Raw genomic sequence first — 18,605 nt, forward strand, 5'->3', positions numbered from 1 at the left:
CTAAATTAACACCAGAGTAACTAAAATTCATTATTCGACAAAAATATTTTAATCATTCTCCTGAATTCTAACAATAATTTTATTATAAATATGAAAAAATAGAGATATTAAAACGAAAGGGGTTGTATGATTTGATACATCTTAAGGATCCTTTATGTTTTAAAGAATCTATCACCATTTCTTTGGAGGCACTTTCGGGAATGGGTATATATGAGCATCTGCGAGATATTGTTGATACCATTCCTAGTACCGTCAACAGGATGTGCTTGGGCACCTCAAGGGATATAGAAGAAAGTTTAGGTAGCTGCATTGATAAATTTAAAGAGACCAAAACCTACCATTATTTGAGAGAGGACTTCAAAAACGCCCTATACGACATTGAAATCCAACTGAATAAAAAGGTTTCATAACACAATAAAACTGTTTAGGGAGATTCCTATTCAGTTTTTTTGCTGTTGTTTGATCTAATTTAAGCCGTGCTTTCAATTCAGTTTGAACTCGTAGCTTTTCATCTTCTGGTATTTGCAAGTAAAAAGTACAGTCTATTTTGGTGCCTTGTCCGGTAATCTTCATCTGTTCGACGTTATTTCCAACAGTTTTATAGTTCTTTTGGATATCGACCATTTGCTTGAAGGTTAGGTTTGTTTTATTGTTGGTTCCGATCTCGTTAAAGATTTCTGGAAAGTTGAGCTTGAAAGGCTTGTATCACTTGGCGTTGTCTTGTGTTACGGCCAAACTTGAGGATTCTCCTTTACGCATTCTTACGAATGGTAATGCTTTCTCACCATTTAACGTGATTTCACCGACTGGGAAATGAACATTTAATAACTGAAGTCCAGTGTGTGGTTCACTGTTACTCCGCCTATTTCATCGACAATATCCTTAACCCCTTCCATGTTTACCTTCATATAATAATCATTCGGGATATCAAGGAAGTTTTCAACGGTATCCATTGCAATTTCAACGCCACTAAAAGTGAGAGCATGATTGATTTTATCGTTAAATTCTTATCCAACGATTTCTGTGCGTGTATCACGAGGAATGCTTAGCGATTTTGCAGGTTTTGAATTCGGATTCACCGTTAGTACCATAATTGTATCGGTACGGCCTTTATCGTATGTAAGGTATAAATCATTCTCGACGATCACCGTGCAGAGATATTAAAGGAAATTCTTATTGCTGTTTAATAAACTAATTAATTTGATATAATCAAATGTTTTACATACAGTCTACAAATGTAAATTTAAGAATGCCAAGAATACGAGAGGCATTTAATAATCGACAAAAAAATTCTTGAAGACAACTAAAAAAGTCGTTTTTAAAGAAGGTTTAAGCCTTTAATCAAACGTTTGATTAGTAAGACCTGTTGTCATATTATGGTTAGTACTGTCTTTTTTTGTATTATTAGATTAAAATATTTATAGGATAATAGAATTAGAGAGAGGAGTCGCTAATGAAGAAACTGAGAACAATCTTTTTAATCGGAATTCTTTTACTTGGTTTATTGCCAATGAAAATGGTAGCCGAAGCTAGTATGGTAGAACCAAAGTTACAAGTAAAACTGGTAAACTATTTAGGGAACCAAACGAGTATTTCCTTACGTGTTTCAGGAAGTTACTCTTTAGATGGTACATCGACCAAACTTTCTAGTGTCAAGACCTATAGTGTAAAGGCTGAGCAGTCGAAGATAAGCCTTTATGATGGAAGCACGAAGCTTATTACAGCGGAAGATGTCTCGATCACGCCAGAAAATGAAAAGTACACGGCCTCTATCAATAGTCGTGAATATCATGGGAGCTTTAATTTTATTGTTGAAAATGGTTACGTAAGACCGATTAACAATATTTATTTAGAGGAATACTTAAAATCTGTCGTTCCTGCAGAGATGTATGCCTCATGGAATAAAGAGGCTCTAAAAGTACAGGCTGTTGCAGCGAGAACCTATGCCTATTACCGTTTGGGTAAAGTTATTAATGATACAACTTCTTACCAAGTATATGGCGGAGCAGATATGTTACATCCTAATTCCACAGCTGCTGTGCTAGAGACTGCAGGGGAGATCGTTACTTATAATGGGCGTGCGATCGACGCGTTATTTTCTGCATCCAATGGCGGGATGTCAGAAAGTAATTACAACGAATTCGGTAGTCCGGCACTACCCTATTTTCCTATTCAAAGAGATGATTTTGATAAAAAGCTAGCTTGGGAGACCAGCATACAAAAGCAGCAAATTAATTTAACCGGGTTAGATCTTAAAAACCCAAATTTATGGTGGAATAGTACTAGCGAAAAGGATAGTGACTTTACAGCTAAAATTAAATCTTGGCTCAATCAAAATGGTTATAGTAATAAACAAATAAAGATTGTTAACATCACAAATCTATCATTCTATGACAAAACTGAAAGTGGTCGCGTACAACGAGGAGACCTGGGGTTTCAATTTCTTGTAAAGGACAGGTTAGATTCGACTGGAAAACTCCAGCTTCTGAATGGAGATATGACCAATGTTATTGCTGATCGGATCCGTTCATACATTGGAACGAGTGTAATGAGGAGCACCTTAATTACAGAAGTGATCAATACAAGCTCCGCCTTTTCCTTTTCCGGTTTAGGTTTTGGCCATGGTGTTGGGTTGAGTCAACATGGTGCGAATAATCGGGTTAATGCGGGGCACCGCTACCACGATATTTTAGCTTTTTATTATCCAGGTACAAAGCTTGTCAAGCAATATGAGTTACACCAAGAGGCGCCTGTTTATCCACCTGTTAAGGTCCAATTAAACGGGTATGATTTTAACACGGGATACTCTATAGGCGGTCACACGTATGTAAATTGGAATGCATTAAAAATGTTCGCTATCCCCTATACGTATCAAGGGGACGGGGTATTTTTGATTGAAGGTCGTACCGTCAAGGCTAAGTCTATTGATGGGGCCTGGTATATCAATTGGTACTCTATGTCACCAGGTAAAATAACGGCTGAAAAAATAACAGGTGGATATAACTTTATTTATACTACGCCTACCAAAATCCAGCTCAATGGGGTTGACTTTGCTGAAGGAGGATATTTCCACAACGGGACAACCTATATCAATTGGAATGCGTTGAAAACGTTAAAAATCCCATACATCTATAAAGGAAGCGGAGTATTTGTTATTGAAGGGCGTTCTGTAAAAGCAAAGGCATTTAACGGAGACTGGTACATCGAATGGAAAGAGCTGTCACCGGGGAGAATAACGGCTGAAAAAATCTCAGGTGGATATAACTTTACCTACACCAATCCTATTAAAATCCAGCTCAACGGCATTGACTTTGCTAAGGGAGGACACGCCCTTTACGGTGCAACGTATATCCATTGGACGGCCCTGCAGACGCTGAAGATTCCATATAGTGATAAAGGAAACGGAGTATTTGTTATTGAGGGCCGTACCGTTCAGGCTGTAGCAGTTAACGGAGAATGGTATATTAACTGGTACTCTATGTCACCAGGGAAAATAACGTACGAAAAAATAACAGGTGGATACAACTTTACCTACACCAATCCTATTAAAATCCAGTTCAACGGGATTGACTTTGCTAAGGGAGGACACGCACTGTATGGTGCAACGCATATCCATTGGACGGCCCTGCAGACGCTGAAGATTCCATATAGTGATAAAGGAAAGGGAGTATTTGTTATTGAGGGCCGTACCATTCAGGCTGTAGCAGTTAACGGAGAATGGTATATTAACTGGTACTCTATGTCACCAGGGAAAATAACGTACGAAAAAATAACAGGTGGATATAACTTTATTTACAAACCATAGGTATAAGGAACTTTTAAAGAGGGTGCACCCAAAGTAATTGGGTGCACCCTCTTTTTCTGGTCTACATCATATAAAAAGAGCTTGGAAATTGATGTGACCCCGAAAAGTTAGAGTTTTATATTAAGCAGCTAATTGGCTGGTATGGATACGGTATTGAACCGGACTCATGCCTGCCAATTTTTGCTTTATGCGCTTGTTATTATAATAATTGATATATTCTTCAATTCTCTTTTTTAATTCCTCAAAAGAGCACAGTGGTTCCCCATAATACATTTCTTGTTTTAGTAATCCGAAAAAGTTCTCCATGGGCGAATTATCTAAACAGTTTCCTTTTCGTGACATGCTCTGAAACACCTTGTATTCCTTGAGCTTTTTTACCCATTTATTATGTTGATAATGCCACCCTTGATCAGAATGTACAGTTGTTCTAAACTTTGAATCTTTTACAATTTCTAGAGCTTCCTCGAGAGGCTTGAGCGCTAATTCTAAGGTTGGGCGCATACTTATCCCATATGATAGAATTTCGCCGTTGAACATATCCATAATTGGATTTAAATACAGCTTTAAACCGTCTAAACACTTGAATTCCGTAATATCTGTTGTTAATTTTTGATGACACACAGTTGTGTGAAAGCGACGATTGATACGGTTCTCGGCAACAGTTCCAGTCGTTCCTTTATATGAACTGTACTTGCGTGATTTTAATCTGAATTTATCTCCCTTGAGCCCGCGCTTATTCATAATGCGTTGAACCTTCTTATGATTCGCTTTTATTCCACGGTTTCTCAATTCTAAATGAACACGACGATAACCGTAATTTCCTTTATGTTCTTCGAAAATCGATTGAATAATTTCCTCCAATTCCTGGTCTGGATTTTCCTTCTTCATGTTCTTAATATGATAATGGTAGGAGGATTCGGGAATGCCGACTACTTGTAAAACATCCTTTAATTTGAAGGTTTCTTTGAGTTCAAATGATAACGCTGCTTGTGCTTTTCGAGATAGCCCTTCGGATCCATCTGAAAAGCTCGCAACTTTTTTAAGTATTCTACCTCTAAACGTAGAAGTTCGTTTTCTCTTTCTAACTTTTGTTCATATGTCATTTCTTTTGGTTCAGTGTTTTTTTGGGTCTTTGCTTTATCAGACATAGGAGGCCGTCCTTTAAGTTTATTCAGGCCTTCAACACCACCCTCAAGAAACGCTTTCTTCCATGAAGTTATTAAGGGAGGATTCGTTAACCCAAAATGGAGGGCTGTTTCCGTTTCAGAAGAACCTGTTCTCTTCATAAAGCTTAATACATCAAGCTTGAATTGAACAGAATAAGTTTCCTTATGTTTCTTCTTCATTAACCCTTCAGCTCCGAATTTCTCGTAAACTTTAACCCACCTCTTAAGTTGAGCGCTGCTTTTCATCCCATACTTCTCAGCTAAAGGGTTATATCCCAATTTACCCTCTTGATACTCTCTGACCAACATTAACTTGAATTTTCCACCATATTTTGCCATAAAAAAACACCCCGAAAGCTAGATTTCACTCTAACTTTCGGGGTGCATCTCAAATGTCCAAGCTCTTTTGTATTAGTTTTGTGCTGTTGTCTGATCTAATTCAAGTTGTGCTTTCAATTCAGTTTGAACACGTAGCTTTTCCTCTTCTGGTATTTGCAGATAATAAATGCCATCAATCTTGGTGCCTTGACCGGTAATCTTCATCTGTTCGATGTTGTTTCCGGCAGTTTTATAGTTCTTTTGGATATCAACCATTTGCTCAAAGGTTAGATTTGTTTTAATGTTGGTTCCGATGGCGCTAAAGATTTCAGGGAAGTTCGTGAGGCTTGAAAGGCTTGCCCCTTCTTTGATAACGGCTTGAATCACTTGGCGCTGTCTTGTGTTACGGCCAAAGTCTCCTTGAGGATCTTCTTTACGCATCCTTACGAAAGGTAATGCTTCCTCACCGTTTAACGTGATTTCACCGACTGGAAAATGAACATTTTGATAACTGAAGTCCAGTGTGTTGTTCACTGTTACTCCTCCAACCGCATCGACAATATCCTTAAACCCTTCCATATTTACCTTCATATAATAATCAATCGGGATATCAAGGAAGTTTTCAACGGTATCCATAGCCATTTCGACGCCGCCAAATGCGTGTGCATGGTTGATTTTATCCTCAAAACCTTTACCAACAATTTCAGTACGTGTATCACGTGGTATACTCAGCAATTTAGCAGAGTTTGTATTTGGATTAACAGTTAAGACGATAATCGTATCTGTACGCCCTTTATCACCCTTTGAATCAACGCCAAGCATTAAAACAGAGAATGGGTCTGCATCTTCTTCAACCAAGGTTACAGGTTCCTCACGCTTTTCCGATTGCTTGCGCTCAATCGGTTCATGCATTGTATTGACCGCTGTTTTGAAAGAATTATATACAGTAAAACCATAAGCTCCTGCTCCAATCAACAGTACAAGGAGTATGATACCAGTGACTTTTAGCCATTTCTTGCTCTTTTTAGCTGTTGATCTCATATTTTTTCCTCCGAAAATTTTACAAATTTTGACCCTAGAAGATAGAATACCAAAAAAACAGGAAAATAGATAGATGAAAGTTGTGGATAAAATATGGAATAATGAACCTTTAAAAGGCGATTTTCTACAATATTCTTTAAATTAAACTCTATTTCTACAAAATTGGACTGGAAATGTATTTACATTTGACTAGTAATTTATTAAAATACTAAATTAAGAGAGAATTTGAAGGGGGACATTTGAAAGTGACTGCTAATGCAAAAGGCAATAGCTCGAAACAAGCTGATTTTACTAGAATTGTGAAAAAGGCTTACGACAAGGGTGTTAACGAGAACGGCATGACCCTTGAAAAAATCATGGAAGAATTAAAAGCTGATTTAAAAAATATGATGATTAGCTAAAAAGGTTCGCTCATCTATTTTATAAAAAACAGTTATTTATATAAGATAAAATCATCTAGGACGGTGACATATTGATCGATTTTGACCAATTGCCCAAATCCATTAAGAAATCTTTACGTTATATCAATCAAGATATAAAATCGATAGAGAAGTTAGAAAAGCTGGAGAAAACATTGCAAATCTACATCAAGAAACGAAAGCTTCAGTTGAAAAATGAAAATTGTTAAGAATAAATAAGTAAGCATGCTCTATCGCAGGGCTTCCTTATTTATTTACAAAATAGTCAACAAGGAACTGTGCCCAGATTTGGTAGCCTAGTTCGTTGGGGCCACTTTCTCCGTTTAAATAATTGTTTAATTCTGGATTATTACTTGCTGGCCATGCAGTCCAATGGTCAAGATAGGTGATGTTGTTTGCTGCAGCATATTCCTTTAAAGATTCCACCTGATCAGAATAATACTTCGGAAGATAGATTGGATACGATGGCTGCAGGATAAAGGTAGTGTCTGGGTTTGTAGCCTTAATCTCCGCAATCATTTTCGTTAAATTTTCCAATGTAACATCTATTTTAACTTTGTTGTTATCGTTCAGCAAAAACGGCTCAATGACCACGACCTGTGCTTTCTCAGTTGCTAACTCCAGCTGCTTATTTTCTAAAACGATATCCTTTGATGTCTGTTCGTATGTATGTATAGCTGTAGTAATATGTTCACTTCCGTAATTTTCCGTTAATCGTTGAGTGACTTCTGCCTCCCATTGATTTGCGGTTGTCCCGACAAAGAGGATTTTAAAGGGCTGCTCACTTTCCAAGGCTTGCTTAAATGACTGCTTAGCAGTTTCGGGCCAATTCGCCGCAAGGGCCAAGTATTGATCAAAGTTCACTTCATTGGACTCCTGTGAATCCTGCTGTTGGACTACTGGTGTCGATGCGACTGCATTGGCGGCTGTCTCCTTATTCCAATGGATATGACCATACACAAGCACACTTAAACATACTAACCCCCAAAGGCCTGTGAAAAAATACTTCATCCATATACCCCCATACTTAATAGATTTTTCCTATTCATTATAGCAAACTATCGAAGATATGATTAATTCCACCCGCAAAAAATCTACATTTTTTAACAAAATCCCAAAAAACCAGGTATTTTTTATCAAATACCAGGTTTCCTCTGAAGTGGTATGTGATTTTGGTATGATTATAAGTGTGATGAAATGTGAAGGATGTAGCTTTTGGTTACGTAATTAACGGAGGAATTTGCGAATGAATCCAATTAAAGTGTTATTAGCAGATGATAATCTAGCTTCACTCGAGATTATGAAATACTTCATCAGCGACCTGCCAGATTTTCAGCTAGTCGGGCAGTGTGAGAACGGCGAAGAACTGGTGGAGAAGGTGATGGTAAAGAAACCGGATCTTGTTCTGACAGATATTAATATGCCAAAGAAAAATGGGGTAAAGGCAATAAGAGAATGTCTGTCGTTTTGTCCCAATGTGAAGGTTATTTTTATTACTGGGTATGATGAGTTTGCAGTTGAGGCTTTTGAAATTGCAGCGGTTGATTATATTGTCAAACCTGTGGAAAAAATACGCTTATATCAAGCTTTAGAGAAAGCAAAAAACTTCATAAACTTAGAACAGAGGAAAAAGGAAAGTCACTTTCCAAAAGTGAATAGGGATGTTCTAGCGGTAAGAGATGTAAATTGTACGCTAATTATCCCGATGAATCATATTTACTTTATTGAAAAGGCCGGGAAAAAGTGCCTGATTTATACCGATACCGAAGTCTATGAAACGAACGAAACGATCAGTAGGATAGCTACCCTTCTGGATGAATCCTTCTTCCAAGCTCACCGTTCTTATATCATTAATTTACAGAAGATTACTCAGATCATGCAGCAAAACGAAACCTTTATTGCCTTTTTTAAGGATATTGACAAGCATGCTGGTATTTCTAAATTAAAAATTAATGAAGTAAGAGCAAGAATTTTATCCTAATTAAAAAAGAGCGACTACAAAAGGGAAGATTAATTTCCTTTTGTAGTCGTGTTTATTTTGTAGAGCTTGTTTTAATAGGTATAAAAATGTATCTAATTGCTTGCAGCATTCAATGGTTTTTCGGATGTCATTCCAAACCGATCTGCTAATTCTTTGCAGCTTGCGCTGTGTTTCTTCAATCATTACTAGCAAATAAGTCATCGGAACTCCTTAAGAATTAATTATATTACAAAATGATAACATAAAATTTCTACTATTATTTATCCTAGTCGCAAAATGACCCATTACGTATTTAACCTGCGGAATGGATGATGTGAAAAGAAGAAGTACCTTTATTTAGCAACTATCATTTGTTTTGGGGGATAGTAAGTCTATAAGATGGTGGAGATATATTTGTAAAGGGGGATATCGAGTGGTGGGACATTTTGCTATGATGATTATCCTATTATTGATGATTGCCTTAATCGCTGCCTGCTATAAAATCTATAAAATGAAAACTCTGTTCAATTCATACAGATTGGGTATTGATATTTCAGAGATAAAAAGAGCAAAAGAGATAATCGAAAATAGTGAAAAACGATATAAGAATATATTAAGTGTGATGCCGGAGGGTGTGATTCTTTATGGGGCAGATCACAAGAAAATAGCGTTGAACGAAAATGCCTATAAAATGTTTAATTTGGATAGCGAGACTTTTTATGAAAAGCTGAACATTTTGGAACCAAACTTTCCTTTCGTAGATACGAAAGGAAATCCATTAGCACTCGAAGATTATCCAGTCGCGATTACCTTAAAAACGGGAGAATCGATAACAGGAAGAGTCATAGGCATTATAAGCACTGGAAAAACAAGATGGATATCTTTAAATACAAAGCTTCTTGAACCGTGTGATTCTACAGAAGTCCCCCAAGTTTTAGTGACGATGACGGATATTACGAAGCAAAAAGAAACTGAAATTAAACTAAGAGAATCGAATGCATTGTTAAGAACGATCATTGATAGTATCCCAATTGGGATCATTGTTATCAATACGGATCGAAAGATTGTCGCCGTAAATCGACCATGCTTAGAGTTATTTAGAATTAACGAGCCAAGACAGAACTTGATCGGGCAGCCTGCTGCCAAATACTATCATCCATCGTATAAATATAGTGAGGAAGAACGGGAAAAAGTGAAGGTTATTTTAACAAATAATATGCCTGTGGTGGATGAAGTCGAAATGAGCAATGACCGGTTGATTCAAAGAAGCTATTTTCCTTTTTATATGGATGAAGAACTAAAGGGGCATTTATGGGTCTTTGAGGATATTACCGAGCGAAAAGCGATGGAAACAGGAATAATAAGGGCAAAAGAAGATGCAGTGAAAGCGAATAAGGCTAAATCGGCTTTTTTAGCCAATATGAGTCATGAACTGAGGACACCGCTGAATGCAATTCTTGGCTTCTCACAATTGCTTGAGCTTCAGGAAACACTTACTGAGAAGCAACGTACCTTCGTTAAGGAAATTTTAAAAGGCGGAAGGCATTTGTTGAACTTAATTAATGAAGTATTAGATCTTTCGAGAATAGAATCAGGAAAACTAAAACTATCATTTGAAAACATTAATATAGCGAGTGTAATCGATGAATGTATCAATTTAGTAAGACCAACTGCTGATATCAAAGGGATTACGCTAACGAAAGAGCGGAACGAATGTGAAAATGATTTTGTTTATGCTGATCAAATGAGGCTCAGACAGATTCTGTTGAATCTGCTGGATAATGGTATTAAGTATAATCGAGAAAATGGAGAAATCATCATCAGCTGTGAATCCAAGGATGACCTGCTGACGATTCATGTACGAGATACAGGAATAGGGATTCCGCCTGAAGCGCAAACGGAAATTTTTGAACCGTTTTACCGCCTTGAAAATCCATTCGTAGAAGGGACGGGGATTGGCCTTCCCCTTGTTAAGCAGCTTACAATCTTAATGGGTGGCAAGCTTGGAGTAGAGAGCCAACTAGGGGTGGGTAGTGATTTCTGGGTTAGCATCCCGTTGGTGCAAACACATGAAACGAACCACCCCGTATCGCTCGAAAAAAATGAAATGCTCTTACCAAAAAACAAAGAGTATAACATTCTCTATATAGAAGATCGCCTTTGGAATCAACAAGTAGTAGCTGAAATTCTTGATAACATAAAGGGAATGAAATTACTTACGGCAAGCTCGGGATCTGAAGGGATCCGGGCAGCGGAGAATCAAAAAACCGATTTAATTCTTTTGGATCTGCAACTTCCTGATATGAATGGAGTGGAAGTGTTTGAAAGGCTGAAATCTAATCCTCAATCGACGGATATTCCCGTTATAGCGCTGAGTGCGAATGCCATGCAGGAGGATATTGACCGTACCCTGGCAAAGGGCTTTAAGGACTATATCACAAAACCTTTCGACGTTCTTACTTTTATAAAGGTGATCATAAAATATTTACGCTAGGCACAAATGGCTCTATGGAATGTTAGAAACTTGTATTTTTTTGTCGTGAAAAGTCCTTTTGATGACATGTACTGTCCCATCAAATAGTTAAAATGCCGTTTTAAGCCCCTATCATGGTGTTCGTCGAATGGATACATTTGAAGAGAAAAGATACAATAGATAGGTAAAAAACTATTTCGTTTTAAAGACAAAATGGTTTCTAAATCATTCGTATTGAATCCCTATGAAGTGTTTACAATAAAAGGTAACTTCGGTATAAGGGAGGGGTTTTATGGAAGAATTAAAAGTAGTAATTGCGGATGATGACTTGTCTTCTAGAACCCTCCTTTCCTATTTTATCGAGTTATTATCTGAATATAAGATAGTTGGACAAGCTTCTAATGGCAAAGAACTCATAGAAGTGGTCATGAAGGAAAAGCCAAATATCGTTTTAGTGGATATACACATGCCCTTACTAAATGGGGTAGAGGCAGCGAAGATTTGTAAAGAAATGCTTCCTTCCCTTCAGGTCATCTTTACAACGGGTTCTGAAGAATTTGCTGTTGAGGCTTTCAATATTTCAGCAATCGATTATATTGTGAAACCAATTGAAAAGGTCCGCTTATTTATCGCATTGGAAAAAGCAAAACAATCGCTCCAATTACGTGCAAGAACAGAAACGAAGCCTGTAATCAAAAATAAACTGGCAATCAAATCGAATCAAGTAATCTTTTACCTTACAATAGAAGATATTCTTTATATTGAAAAAGAAGGAAGGAAATCGATTCTCCATACGGAAGAGGAACGCTATGAATCCCATGATTCACTGCAGGAATTGGAGGACAGACTACCAGACTTTTTCTTTAAGACCCATCGTTCCTACTTGGTGAACTTACGGAAAATCATCAAGATTAAACCGTTAGGAGAAACCTATATAGCTGAATTTACTGTCCCTGAAAAGCTTGCATATATTTCGAAATTAAAGATACAAGAGGTGCATCGATTAATGGGAATATAAGATGAGCCTATAACCGGCTGGGATTTCCTTTATAGTAGGAGATCCTTTTTGTATGATTGTTTGTAATCTTTACTTCTATAAAAAGTTCCCGATACTGAAGACATAATTCTTACAATCCTGTCAGAAAACAATCATCAAATAGTAAGTACTGACTTTCTGCCTATTATGGTTTTATAAGTTTTGTTAAAAGCAATTGCAAAGAGATTTTTAAGATATGATTTCAGTAATGATGTAAAATATTTTCCAATTACAAAAAACTACATTTTTTTACAAAAAATCATATTAAGATTGTTAAGTGATTCACAAGCCTTCAATGATTATCTAATTGATAGGCTGTGAGTTTTTACTTATTAATCTGTAAGTATATCTTAAAAAAATCATGTTAATAAAACAAAAAGTAAAAATAAATATTCATCATTCTCCATAAAACGACAAATAGCGACAGGGTTTCATGATATAATACTTTTTGTTTTGTAAGAAAAGTAATAGGTACAAAGTAATAGGGAGGATATTATGGAAGAGACAATAAGTTTAAAAGAATTACTAGAGACGTTAAAAAAGCGACTAGTTATGATTATACTCATTACGATGACAGCTGGATTAGCTAGCGGCGTCATTAGTTACTTTTTTCTAACCCCAATCTATCAGGCTTCGACACAAATTCTCGTTAACCAGGAAACAAGTGAGCAATCATTCTACAGTCCAAGTGAAGTTCAAACAAACCTACAATTGATTAGTACCTATAATGAAATCATAAAGACTTCTCGTATCCTTGATAAGGTTATTGTCCAAGCGGGTTTGGATATGACCGCGGAGCAATTAGCAGGGAAAATTACAGTTAGCAGTCAAAAGGACTCCCAGGTTGTGAATGTATCCGTTCAAGACCCAGATCCAGCCATGGCTGCGAAGATTGCAAATATAACAGTAGAAGTGTTCCAAAAAGACATTGTTAATATCATGGGCAAGAGAGTCGATAATGTTAGCATCCTTGCACCAGCAAAGGTGACTGAAAACCAGGCTCCGATTAAACCACAGCCAATTATAAATGTGGCAATTGCGATTGTTGTTGGTTTAATGGCGTCTATTGGACTAGCATTCTTACTCGAGTACTTTGACAGCACGATTAAAAACGAACAGGATATTGAAAAAATCCTCGAGCTTCCTATTTTAGGTGTTATTGCCCAAATTGATGATCAAAAGATGGAAGAATTAAAATTACGGAAGGCAGCAGGCACTAGAAAGGCAGGAAGAGGTGAAACTCATGGCGTTTAAGAAAAACAAGAAATTTAAAACAACCGATCCAAGTCGGAAGTTAATCGCATCCCTTGACCCAAAATCACCGATTTCAGAGCAATATAAAACGATTCGGACAAATATTCAATACTCCTCAGTAGATAAGGAGCTTAAAAACATAATGGTAACTTCTTCTGGTCCGGCTGAGGGAAAATCGACAACAGCTGCAAATCTAGCGGTAGTATTTTCCCAATTAGGTAAAAAAGTATTGTTAGTAGATGCGGACCTTCGTAAACCGACTGTTCATCGTGCTTTTGGTGTTAATAATTTATTCGGTTTTACTACTGTACTAACAAAGCAAGCAACACTTGCCAGTTCTGTTTTAGATACAGAAGAGAAGGACCTATATATCTTAACAAGTGGTCCTATTCCACCAAATCCAGCTGAGCTATTAGGCTCGAAATCAATGGAACAGTTTATCGAAGAAGCGAGTGAACAATTTGATTATGTCATTTTCGATACACCTCCATTATTAGCAGTAGCGGATCCACAAATTCTTGCGAATAAGGTTGACGCTTCCATTTTTGTAGTCTTTAGTGGTAAAACGGAAATCGACCAAGCGAAAAAGGCGAAGGAATTACTCCAAAATGCACAAAGCAAATTGGTTGGGGTTGTCTTAAACCATAAAGAAGTAAAAAACAATGAGTATTACTATTATTATGGTGCAAAATAACTGATTTTCGACAAATTCCACCCCTTTACCTAGGCTTTCGACGGTGTTACGATGAATATTGTCGTAGAAAAATAACAATTAGTTGGAAAGAGAGTGTGGCTCATGATCGATATTCATTGTCATATATTGCCTGGAGTCGATGATGGCGCGCAGTCTCTTTCCGACAGTCTTAATATGGCTAAGATAGCTGTAGAACAAGGAATTCATAAGATTGTAGCAACACCGCATCATTTGACTAGTTCTTATGAAAATCCGAAGCTATCTATTATTAGTAGAGTAAAAGAACTAAACGAGGCATTACGTGAAGAAAAGATAGATTTAGAGGTATTACCAGGACAGGAAGTACGAATTCATGGCGAAATGGTTGAAGGATACGAGGCAGGAGACATCCTTCCTGTTAACCATACTCCATATATACTAGTGGAATTTCCATCGAACCATGTCCCAAGGTATACGGAAAAGCTATTTTATGATCTGCAAGTAAATGGACTCATTCCCGTGATTGTCCATCCAGAACGAAATCAGGAAATCATTGAACGTCCAGAACTACTTTATCAGTTGGTGAAAAAAGGTGCATTGACACAAATCACAGCTGCTAGTGTTTGCGGAGACTTCGGAAAAAAAATCAAGAATTTCTCTCTCCAAATAGTGGATGCAAATTTAACTCACTTCATTGCATCTGATGCTCACAATATCACAAATCGAACTTTTAAAATGAGAGAAGCATTTGGAACTATCGAAAAAAAGTACGGAAATGAGTTAGTGTACTATTTTGAAGAAAACGCTGCTCTTCTGATTGAGGGACTAAGTGTTCACAAAGAAGATCCGGAACGAATTAAAAAGAAAAAAATATTTAACCTATTTTAGGCTGATGAGAGTTTACAGAATTCCTATACATCTAATCAGGCTTAAAACCCTGAACGGCGAGGTTCCCTGTCCGTTATCCATGGGGGCACTCGGTTATGCTGTGGGAGGGAAGGACATCTTCCAATCCTTAGACGCATGTCGTCAAAAGCATGATGTGAGGACGGGTTAGATGCCCGATTAATAATAAAACAATAAATATCTAATGAAAGGATAAGCTGGTAACGCTTGCATTTCCATTAGGTATTTATTTTTTTGCTAAATTATTTAGATTAACGAAAGAAAAATATAGAGGGGGAATGAAATAGTGAAGAAAGTTAGAAAAGCAATTATTCCAGCTGCTGGTTTAGGAACGAGATTTTTACCAGCAACAAAAGCTATGCCAAAGGAAATATTACCTATTGTAGATAAGCCTACTATTCAATACATAGTAGAAGAAGCCGTAGCTTCTGGTATTGAGGATATCATTATTGTTACAGGTAAAGGGAAAAGAGCCATTGAAGATCATTTTGACAATGCGATGGAGCTTGAACAGAATCTAATTGAGAAAGAGAAATTTGATTTGCTAGACAAAGTAAAATATGCTACCGATCTAGCAGATATCCATTACATTCGTCAGAAAGAACCAAAAGGTCTTGGACATGCTGTATGGTGTGCACGTAACTTTATTGGGAATGAGCCTTTTGCCGTACTATTAGGTGATGATATCGTTCAAAGTGATACACCATGCTTAAAACAGTTAATCAATCAATATGAAGATACTTACTCTTCTGTTATCGGTGTTCAAACCGTTTCAGATTCAGATACACATCGCTATGGAATTATCGACCCATCTTCAGAAGAGGGACGTCGCTATCAGGTAAGTAACTTTGTGGAAAAACCGAAACCAGGCACAGCACCTTCTAATCTAGCAATTATGGGTAGATACATCTTAACTCCTGAAATATTTATGTTCCTTGACCGTCAGGAAAAGGGGGCAGGTGGCGAAGTTCAATTAACAGACGCCATTCAAAAATTAAATGAAATCCAAAGAGTTTTTGCTTATGACTTTGAAGGAACACGTTATGACGTTGGAGAAAAATTCGGATTTGTTAAGACAACCATTGAATTTGCATTGCAGCACGAAGACCTCCATGATGACATGATAGATTACTTGAAAAATCTAGTTTCTTCATTAGATAAAGAAAAAGTCACCTTATAGGGAGAAAGAAGGATCAGGAGTGTCGAATCTAGTAAATCAAGAATCTGCCTATTTTGATAGACAGCAACATACAACTGTAAATGTGAATGATGGAAAAATATATTTGTTTACTAAGCGGTTTATCGATATCACCGGCTCATTATTTGGAATTATTATTTTAAGTCTTCTATTTATGATTATCGCTTTATTAATCAAACTTGAGGATCCAAAAGGCGCAGTCTTCTTTTCCCAGAAACGTGTTGGCTTAAATGGCAAGGCATTTAGAATGTATAAATTCCGTTCGATGGTATCGAATGCTGAGGAGAAATTAGAAGAACTGTTAAAGTTGAATGAAATCTCCGGTGCGATGTTTAAAATGAAAGACGATCCGCGGATTACCAGAGTGGGGAAATTTATCAGAAAAACAAGTATTGATGAACTACCGCAACTCTTTAATGTACTTAAAGGTGATATGAGTCTGGTGGGACCACGCCCGCCACTACCACGGGAAGTAGCTGAATACACTCAGTACGACAAGCAGCGTTTACTAGTCACTCCAGGTTGTACGGGGCTCTGGCAGGTTAGCGGCAGAAATAGCCTTAGTTTTGATGAGATGGTGGAATTGGACCTCGAATATATGCAAAAATGTTCAATTCTTTTTGATTTAAAAATTATTTTTAAAACAGTACTTGTATTATTTGGTTCAAAGAATGCCTATTAGATGATAAAAGGGATGCTTATAATACTCATATTTAGATAAAAGTTTCTATGAATCTATAAAATAACTTAAATATAGTTGACATGGTTTTTTACCTTTTTATTAAGCAACTTAGGATTTTATTCATAATTAACCTAAAGTGAGTGATCGACGTCAAACATGAAGAATTTATTTGTAATTGGAGGTAAGGGTATACCCTTTAATTATGGTGGGTTTGAAACATTTGTGGATAAATAAACAGAGTTTAAGAAATCAATGGTTATAAAATGTCATGTAGCCTGCTTAGCTGAAAATTATGATGAGTTTGAGTATGTGTGATGCCATAGTTGCGAACAGATACGATAGCTGTCTGGATGATGTAGCTGAAAAGGTTTATACACGCGATGTTTTTAGAAGAGATTGATCCAGGGAATGAGGATGAGTAAGGAAATGACGATTATAGAGGTTAATGGTAAGAAAGTTCATGTGCTGGAACAGCACAATACCAATCCTGAATACACCACTGAAAAACAGCAGGTCTTTATAGTCGGTAGCAAGGGAATTCCTGCAGCATATGGTGGGTTTGAGACCTTTGTTGAAAAATTGACCGAATATCAGGTTTCTGAACAAATCCGTTATCATGTAGCCCGTATTGGTGATGATAATATTAGGTATGAATATAACGGAGCAAAATGCTTCAATGTTAAGGTGCCGAATATTGGTGCAGCTAAGGCTATTTATTATGATATTGCTGCATTGAAGTTGTGCATTGAGTATTGTAAAAAGCGTCCGGCAATTAAGCAACCAATTTTCTATGTGCTGGCATGTCGTATTGGACCTTTCATTGGTGGGCTCAAGAAGGAAATTGAAAAACTGGGTGGAACGTTGTATGTCAATCCAGATGGCCATGAGTGGAAGAGAGCAAAATGGTCTGCACCTGTTAGAAAGTATTGGAAGATTTCTGAAAAGTTGATGGTTAAGTATGCTGATCTTCTCGTTTGTGATTCGGTTAATATTGAAAAGTACATCCAGCATGATTATAGAAATTATAATCCGAAGACCGAATTTATTGCTTATGGAACTGATACTAAGCCGAGTATCCTGGCAGATAATGATGAAAAGTATCTTGGTTGGTTGAAGGAAAAAGGACTATCAGCTAGGGGTTACTACTTGGTAGTTGGTAGATTCGTTCCAGAAAATAATTTCGAAACAATGATCAGAGAATTTATTAAGAGCAAGAGTGATAAGGAATTTGCAATTATTACCACAGCAAATGACTCTTTCCTGGAAGAATTGGAGAATAAACTTCATTTTAGATCTGATAAGAGAATTAAGTTCGTTGGCACTGTTTACGATCAGGAATTGCTTAAGAAAATTCGTGAAAATGCATATGGTTATTTACATGGTCATGAAGTTGGTGGTACCAATCCAAGTCTTCTTGAAGCTCTCGGAAGTACGGATTTAAACTTGCTTCTTGATGTTGGTTTCAACAAAGAGGTAGGTAAGGATGCAGCTATATACTGGAGCAAAGAAGATGGCAATCTTGCTAAGTGCATTAACAAAGCAGATCAAATGAATGCTGATGAGATCAGAGCATTTGGGTTGAAAGCTAAGGCTAGAATTAAAGAAGCATATAGTTGGGAACAAATTGTAGATGAATATGAAAAACTGTTTTTGCGTGTAACTCAGTGATGGTTG

20 protein-coding genes and 1 pseudogene are annotated in these 18,605 nt (G+C 37.0%); 14 read left to right on the forward strand and 7 right to left on the reverse strand.

The window, feature by feature from the left end:
- Positions 1 to 131: 131 nt before the first annotated feature.
- Positions 132 to 410 (forward strand): hypothetical protein, encoded by a 279-nt coding sequence (locus QFZ31_RS22250; protein ID WP_307307003.1) that lies wholly within the window; start codon positions 132 to 134, stop codon positions 408 to 410.
- Between the two features lie 295 nt (positions 411 to 705).
- On the opposite strand, the gene QFZ31_RS33865 is transcribed toward QFZ31_RS22250, so the two are convergent.
- Positions 706 to 798: a hypothetical protein gene (locus QFZ31_RS33865; protein WP_373459926.1), complete on the reverse strand. Its 93-nt coding sequence runs from the start codon at positions 796 to 798 to the stop codon at positions 706 to 708.
- A 23-nt stretch (positions 799 to 821) separates the two neighbouring features.
- Positions 822 to 1,091: pseudogene (locus tag QFZ31_RS22255) on the reverse strand (LCP family protein).
- A gap of 362 nt (positions 1,092 to 1,453) precedes the next feature.
- Between QFZ31_RS22255 and QFZ31_RS22260 the strand changes: the two are divergent.
- Entirely contained in the window at positions 1,454 to 3,805 is a 2,352-nt protein-coding gene (locus tag QFZ31_RS22260; RefSeq protein WP_307307005.1) for a SpoIID/LytB domain-containing protein, read from the forward strand.
- A gap of 120 nt (positions 3,806 to 3,925) precedes the next feature.
- Here the strand turns inward: QFZ31_RS22260 and QFZ31_RS22265 are convergent, their stop codons facing one another.
- The 3 genes from QFZ31_RS22265 to QFZ31_RS22275 form a co-directional block, all read right to left on the reverse strand.
- Positions 3,926 to 4,852: an IS3 family transposase gene (locus QFZ31_RS22265; protein WP_307311734.1), complete on the reverse strand. Its 927-nt coding sequence runs from the start codon at positions 4,850 to 4,852 to the stop codon at positions 3,926 to 3,928.
- Positions 4,753 to 5,310: a helix-turn-helix domain-containing protein gene (locus QFZ31_RS22270; protein ID WP_307307007.1), complete on the reverse strand. Its 558-nt coding sequence runs from the start codon at positions 5,308 to 5,310 to the stop codon at positions 4,753 to 4,755. The genes QFZ31_RS22265 and QFZ31_RS22270 overlap by 100 nt, the downstream gene beginning before the upstream one ends.
- Positions 5,311 to 5,382: 72 nt before the next feature.
- Positions 5,383 to 6,330: a LytR family transcriptional regulator gene (locus tag QFZ31_RS22275; RefSeq protein WP_307307009.1), complete on the reverse strand. Its 948-nt coding sequence runs from the start codon at positions 6,328 to 6,330 to the stop codon at positions 5,383 to 5,385.
- A gap of 245 nt (positions 6,331 to 6,575) precedes the next feature.
- Between QFZ31_RS22275 and QFZ31_RS22280 the strand changes: the two genes are divergently transcribed.
- Both QFZ31_RS22280 and QFZ31_RS22285 read left to right on the forward strand, forming a co-directional pair.
- Positions 6,576 to 6,731, forward strand: coding sequence for a hypothetical protein (locus QFZ31_RS22280; RefSeq protein WP_307307012.1), 156 nt, complete (start codon positions 6,576 to 6,578; stop codon positions 6,729 to 6,731).
- A 71-nt stretch (positions 6,732 to 6,802) separates the two neighbouring features.
- Positions 6,803 to 6,958, forward strand: a complete 156-nt coding sequence (locus QFZ31_RS22285) for a LytR family transcriptional regulator (protein WP_307307015.1) — start codon at positions 6,803 to 6,805, stop codon at positions 6,956 to 6,958.
- A gap of 37 nt (positions 6,959 to 6,995) precedes the next feature.
- Here QFZ31_RS22285 and QFZ31_RS22290 read toward each other — a convergent pair whose 3' ends face one another.
- Positions 6,996 to 7,760, reverse strand: coding sequence for an SGNH/GDSL hydrolase family protein (locus tag QFZ31_RS22290; protein WP_307307018.1), 765 nt, complete (start codon positions 7,758 to 7,760; stop codon positions 6,996 to 6,998).
- 235 nt (positions 7,761 to 7,995) lie between these two features.
- Here QFZ31_RS22290 and QFZ31_RS22295 point away from each other — a divergent pair, with 235 nt between their 5' ends.
- Positions 7,996 to 8,730, forward strand: a complete 735-nt coding sequence (locus QFZ31_RS22295) for a LytR/AlgR family response regulator transcription factor (protein ID WP_307307021.1) — start codon at positions 7,996 to 7,998, stop codon at positions 8,728 to 8,730.
- On the opposite strand, the gene QFZ31_RS22300 is transcribed toward QFZ31_RS22295, so the two are convergent.
- Positions 8,731 to 8,931, reverse strand: a complete 201-nt coding sequence (locus QFZ31_RS22300) for a hypothetical protein (RefSeq protein ID WP_307307024.1) — start codon at positions 8,929 to 8,931, stop codon at positions 8,731 to 8,733.
- Between the two features lie 211 nt (positions 8,932 to 9,142).
- Here QFZ31_RS22300 and QFZ31_RS22305 point away from each other — a divergent pair, with 211 nt between their 5' ends.
- The 9 genes from QFZ31_RS22305 (at position 9,143) to cps2T (ending at position 18,599) form a co-directional block, all read left to right on the forward strand.
- Positions 9,143 to 11,203: a PAS domain-containing hybrid sensor histidine kinase/response regulator gene (locus QFZ31_RS22305; protein ID WP_307307027.1), complete on the forward strand. Its 2,061-nt coding sequence runs from the start codon at positions 9,143 to 9,145 to the stop codon at positions 11,201 to 11,203.
- A 271-nt stretch (positions 11,204 to 11,474) separates the two neighbouring features.
- On the forward strand, positions 11,475 to 12,200 hold the full coding sequence (locus tag QFZ31_RS22310) for a LytR/AlgR family response regulator transcription factor (protein ID WP_307307029.1): 726 nt from the start codon (positions 11,475 to 11,477) through the stop codon (positions 12,198 to 12,200).
- A gap of 513 nt (positions 12,201 to 12,713) precedes the next feature.
- A complete protein-coding gene (locus QFZ31_RS22315) occupies positions 12,714 to 13,472 on the forward strand; it encodes a YveK family protein (protein ID WP_307307031.1) in 759 nt (252 codons plus the stop codon).
- Entirely contained in the window at positions 13,462 to 14,166 is a 705-nt protein-coding gene (locus QFZ31_RS22320; protein ID WP_307307033.1) for a CpsD/CapB family tyrosine-protein kinase, read from the forward strand. The genes QFZ31_RS22315 and QFZ31_RS22320 overlap by 11 nt, the downstream gene beginning before the upstream one ends.
- Before the next feature lie 102 nt (positions 14,167 to 14,268).
- Positions 14,269 to 15,033 (forward strand): tyrosine-protein phosphatase, encoded by a 765-nt coding sequence (locus tag QFZ31_RS22325; protein ID WP_307307036.1) that lies wholly within the window; start codon positions 14,269 to 14,271, stop codon positions 15,031 to 15,033.
- A gap of 304 nt (positions 15,034 to 15,337) precedes the next feature.
- A complete protein-coding gene (gene galU, locus QFZ31_RS22330) occupies positions 15,338 to 16,231 on the forward strand; it encodes a UTP--glucose-1-phosphate uridylyltransferase GalU (RefSeq protein WP_307307039.1) in 894 nt (297 codons plus the stop codon).
- An 82-nt stretch (positions 16,232 to 16,313) separates the two neighbouring features.
- A complete protein-coding gene (locus QFZ31_RS22335; protein ID WP_307311736.1) occupies positions 16,314 to 16,931 on the forward strand; it encodes a sugar transferase in 618 nt (205 codons plus the stop codon).
- Positions 16,932 to 17,087: 156 nt separating this feature from the next.
- Positions 17,088 to 17,165: a DUF1972 domain-containing protein gene (locus QFZ31_RS33870; protein ID WP_373459927.1), complete on the forward strand. Its 78-nt coding sequence runs from the start codon at positions 17,088 to 17,090 to the stop codon at positions 17,163 to 17,165.
- Positions 17,166 to 17,339: 174 nt separating this feature from the next.
- Positions 17,340 to 18,599 carry a beta 1-4 rhamnosyltransferase Cps2T gene (gene cps2T / locus QFZ31_RS22340; RefSeq protein ID WP_307307042.1) on the forward strand — a complete coding sequence of 420 codons (1,260 nt, stop codon included), beginning with the start codon at positions 17,340 to 17,342 and terminating at the stop codon, positions 18,597 to 18,599.
- The last annotated feature ends 6 nt before the right edge of the window (positions 18,600 to 18,605 follow it).

This window comes from Neobacillus niacini (assembly GCF_030817595.1).
Lineage (GTDB): Bacteria > Bacillota > Bacilli > Bacillales > Cytobacillaceae > Neobacillus > Neobacillus niacini_G.

Excerpts from the sequence above, each read along its gene's own strand:
- QFZ31_RS22310 (WP_307307029.1), top strand. The coding sequence starts at position 11,475 with ATGGAAGAATTAAAAGTAGTAATTGCGGATGATGACTTGTCTTCTAGA.
- QFZ31_RS22275 (WP_307307009.1), bottom strand. The coding sequence starts at position 6,330 with ATGAGATCAACAGCTAAAAAGAGCAAGAAATGGCTAAAAGTCACTGGT.
- QFZ31_RS22260 (WP_307307005.1), top strand. The coding sequence starts at position 1,454 with ATGAAGAAACTGAGAACAATCTTTTTAATCGGAATTCTTTTACTTGGT.
- QFZ31_RS22295 (WP_307307021.1), top strand. The coding sequence starts at position 7,996 with ATGAATCCAATTAAAGTGTTATTAGCAGATGATAATCTAGCTTCACTC.
- QFZ31_RS22300 (WP_307307024.1), bottom strand. The coding sequence starts at position 8,931 with ATGACTTATTTGCTAGTAATGATTGAAGAAACACAGCGCAAGCTGCAA.
- QFZ31_RS22320 (WP_307307033.1), top strand. The coding sequence starts at position 13,462 with ATGGCGTTTAAGAAAAACAAGAAATTTAAAACAACCGATCCAAGTCGG.
- QFZ31_RS22325 (WP_307307036.1), top strand. The coding sequence starts at position 14,269 with ATGATCGATATTCATTGTCATATATTGCCTGGAGTCGATGATGGCGCG.
- QFZ31_RS22290 (WP_307307018.1), bottom strand. The coding sequence starts at position 7,760 with ATGAAGTATTTTTTCACAGGCCTTTGGGGGTTAGTATGTTTAAGTGTG.
- cps2T (WP_307307042.1), top strand. The coding sequence starts at position 17,340 with ATGAGGATGAGTAAGGAAATGACGATTATAGAGGTTAATGGTAAGAAA.
- QFZ31_RS22270 (WP_307307007.1), bottom strand. The coding sequence starts at position 5,310 with ATGGCAAAATATGGTGGAAAATTCAAGTTAATGTTGGTCAGAGAGTAT.
- QFZ31_RS22315 (WP_307307031.1), top strand. The coding sequence starts at position 12,714 with ATGGAAGAGACAATAAGTTTAAAAGAATTACTAGAGACGTTAAAAAAG.
- QFZ31_RS33870 (WP_373459927.1), top strand. The coding sequence starts at position 17,088 with ATGAAGAATTTATTTGTAATTGGAGGTAAGGGTATACCCTTTAATTAT.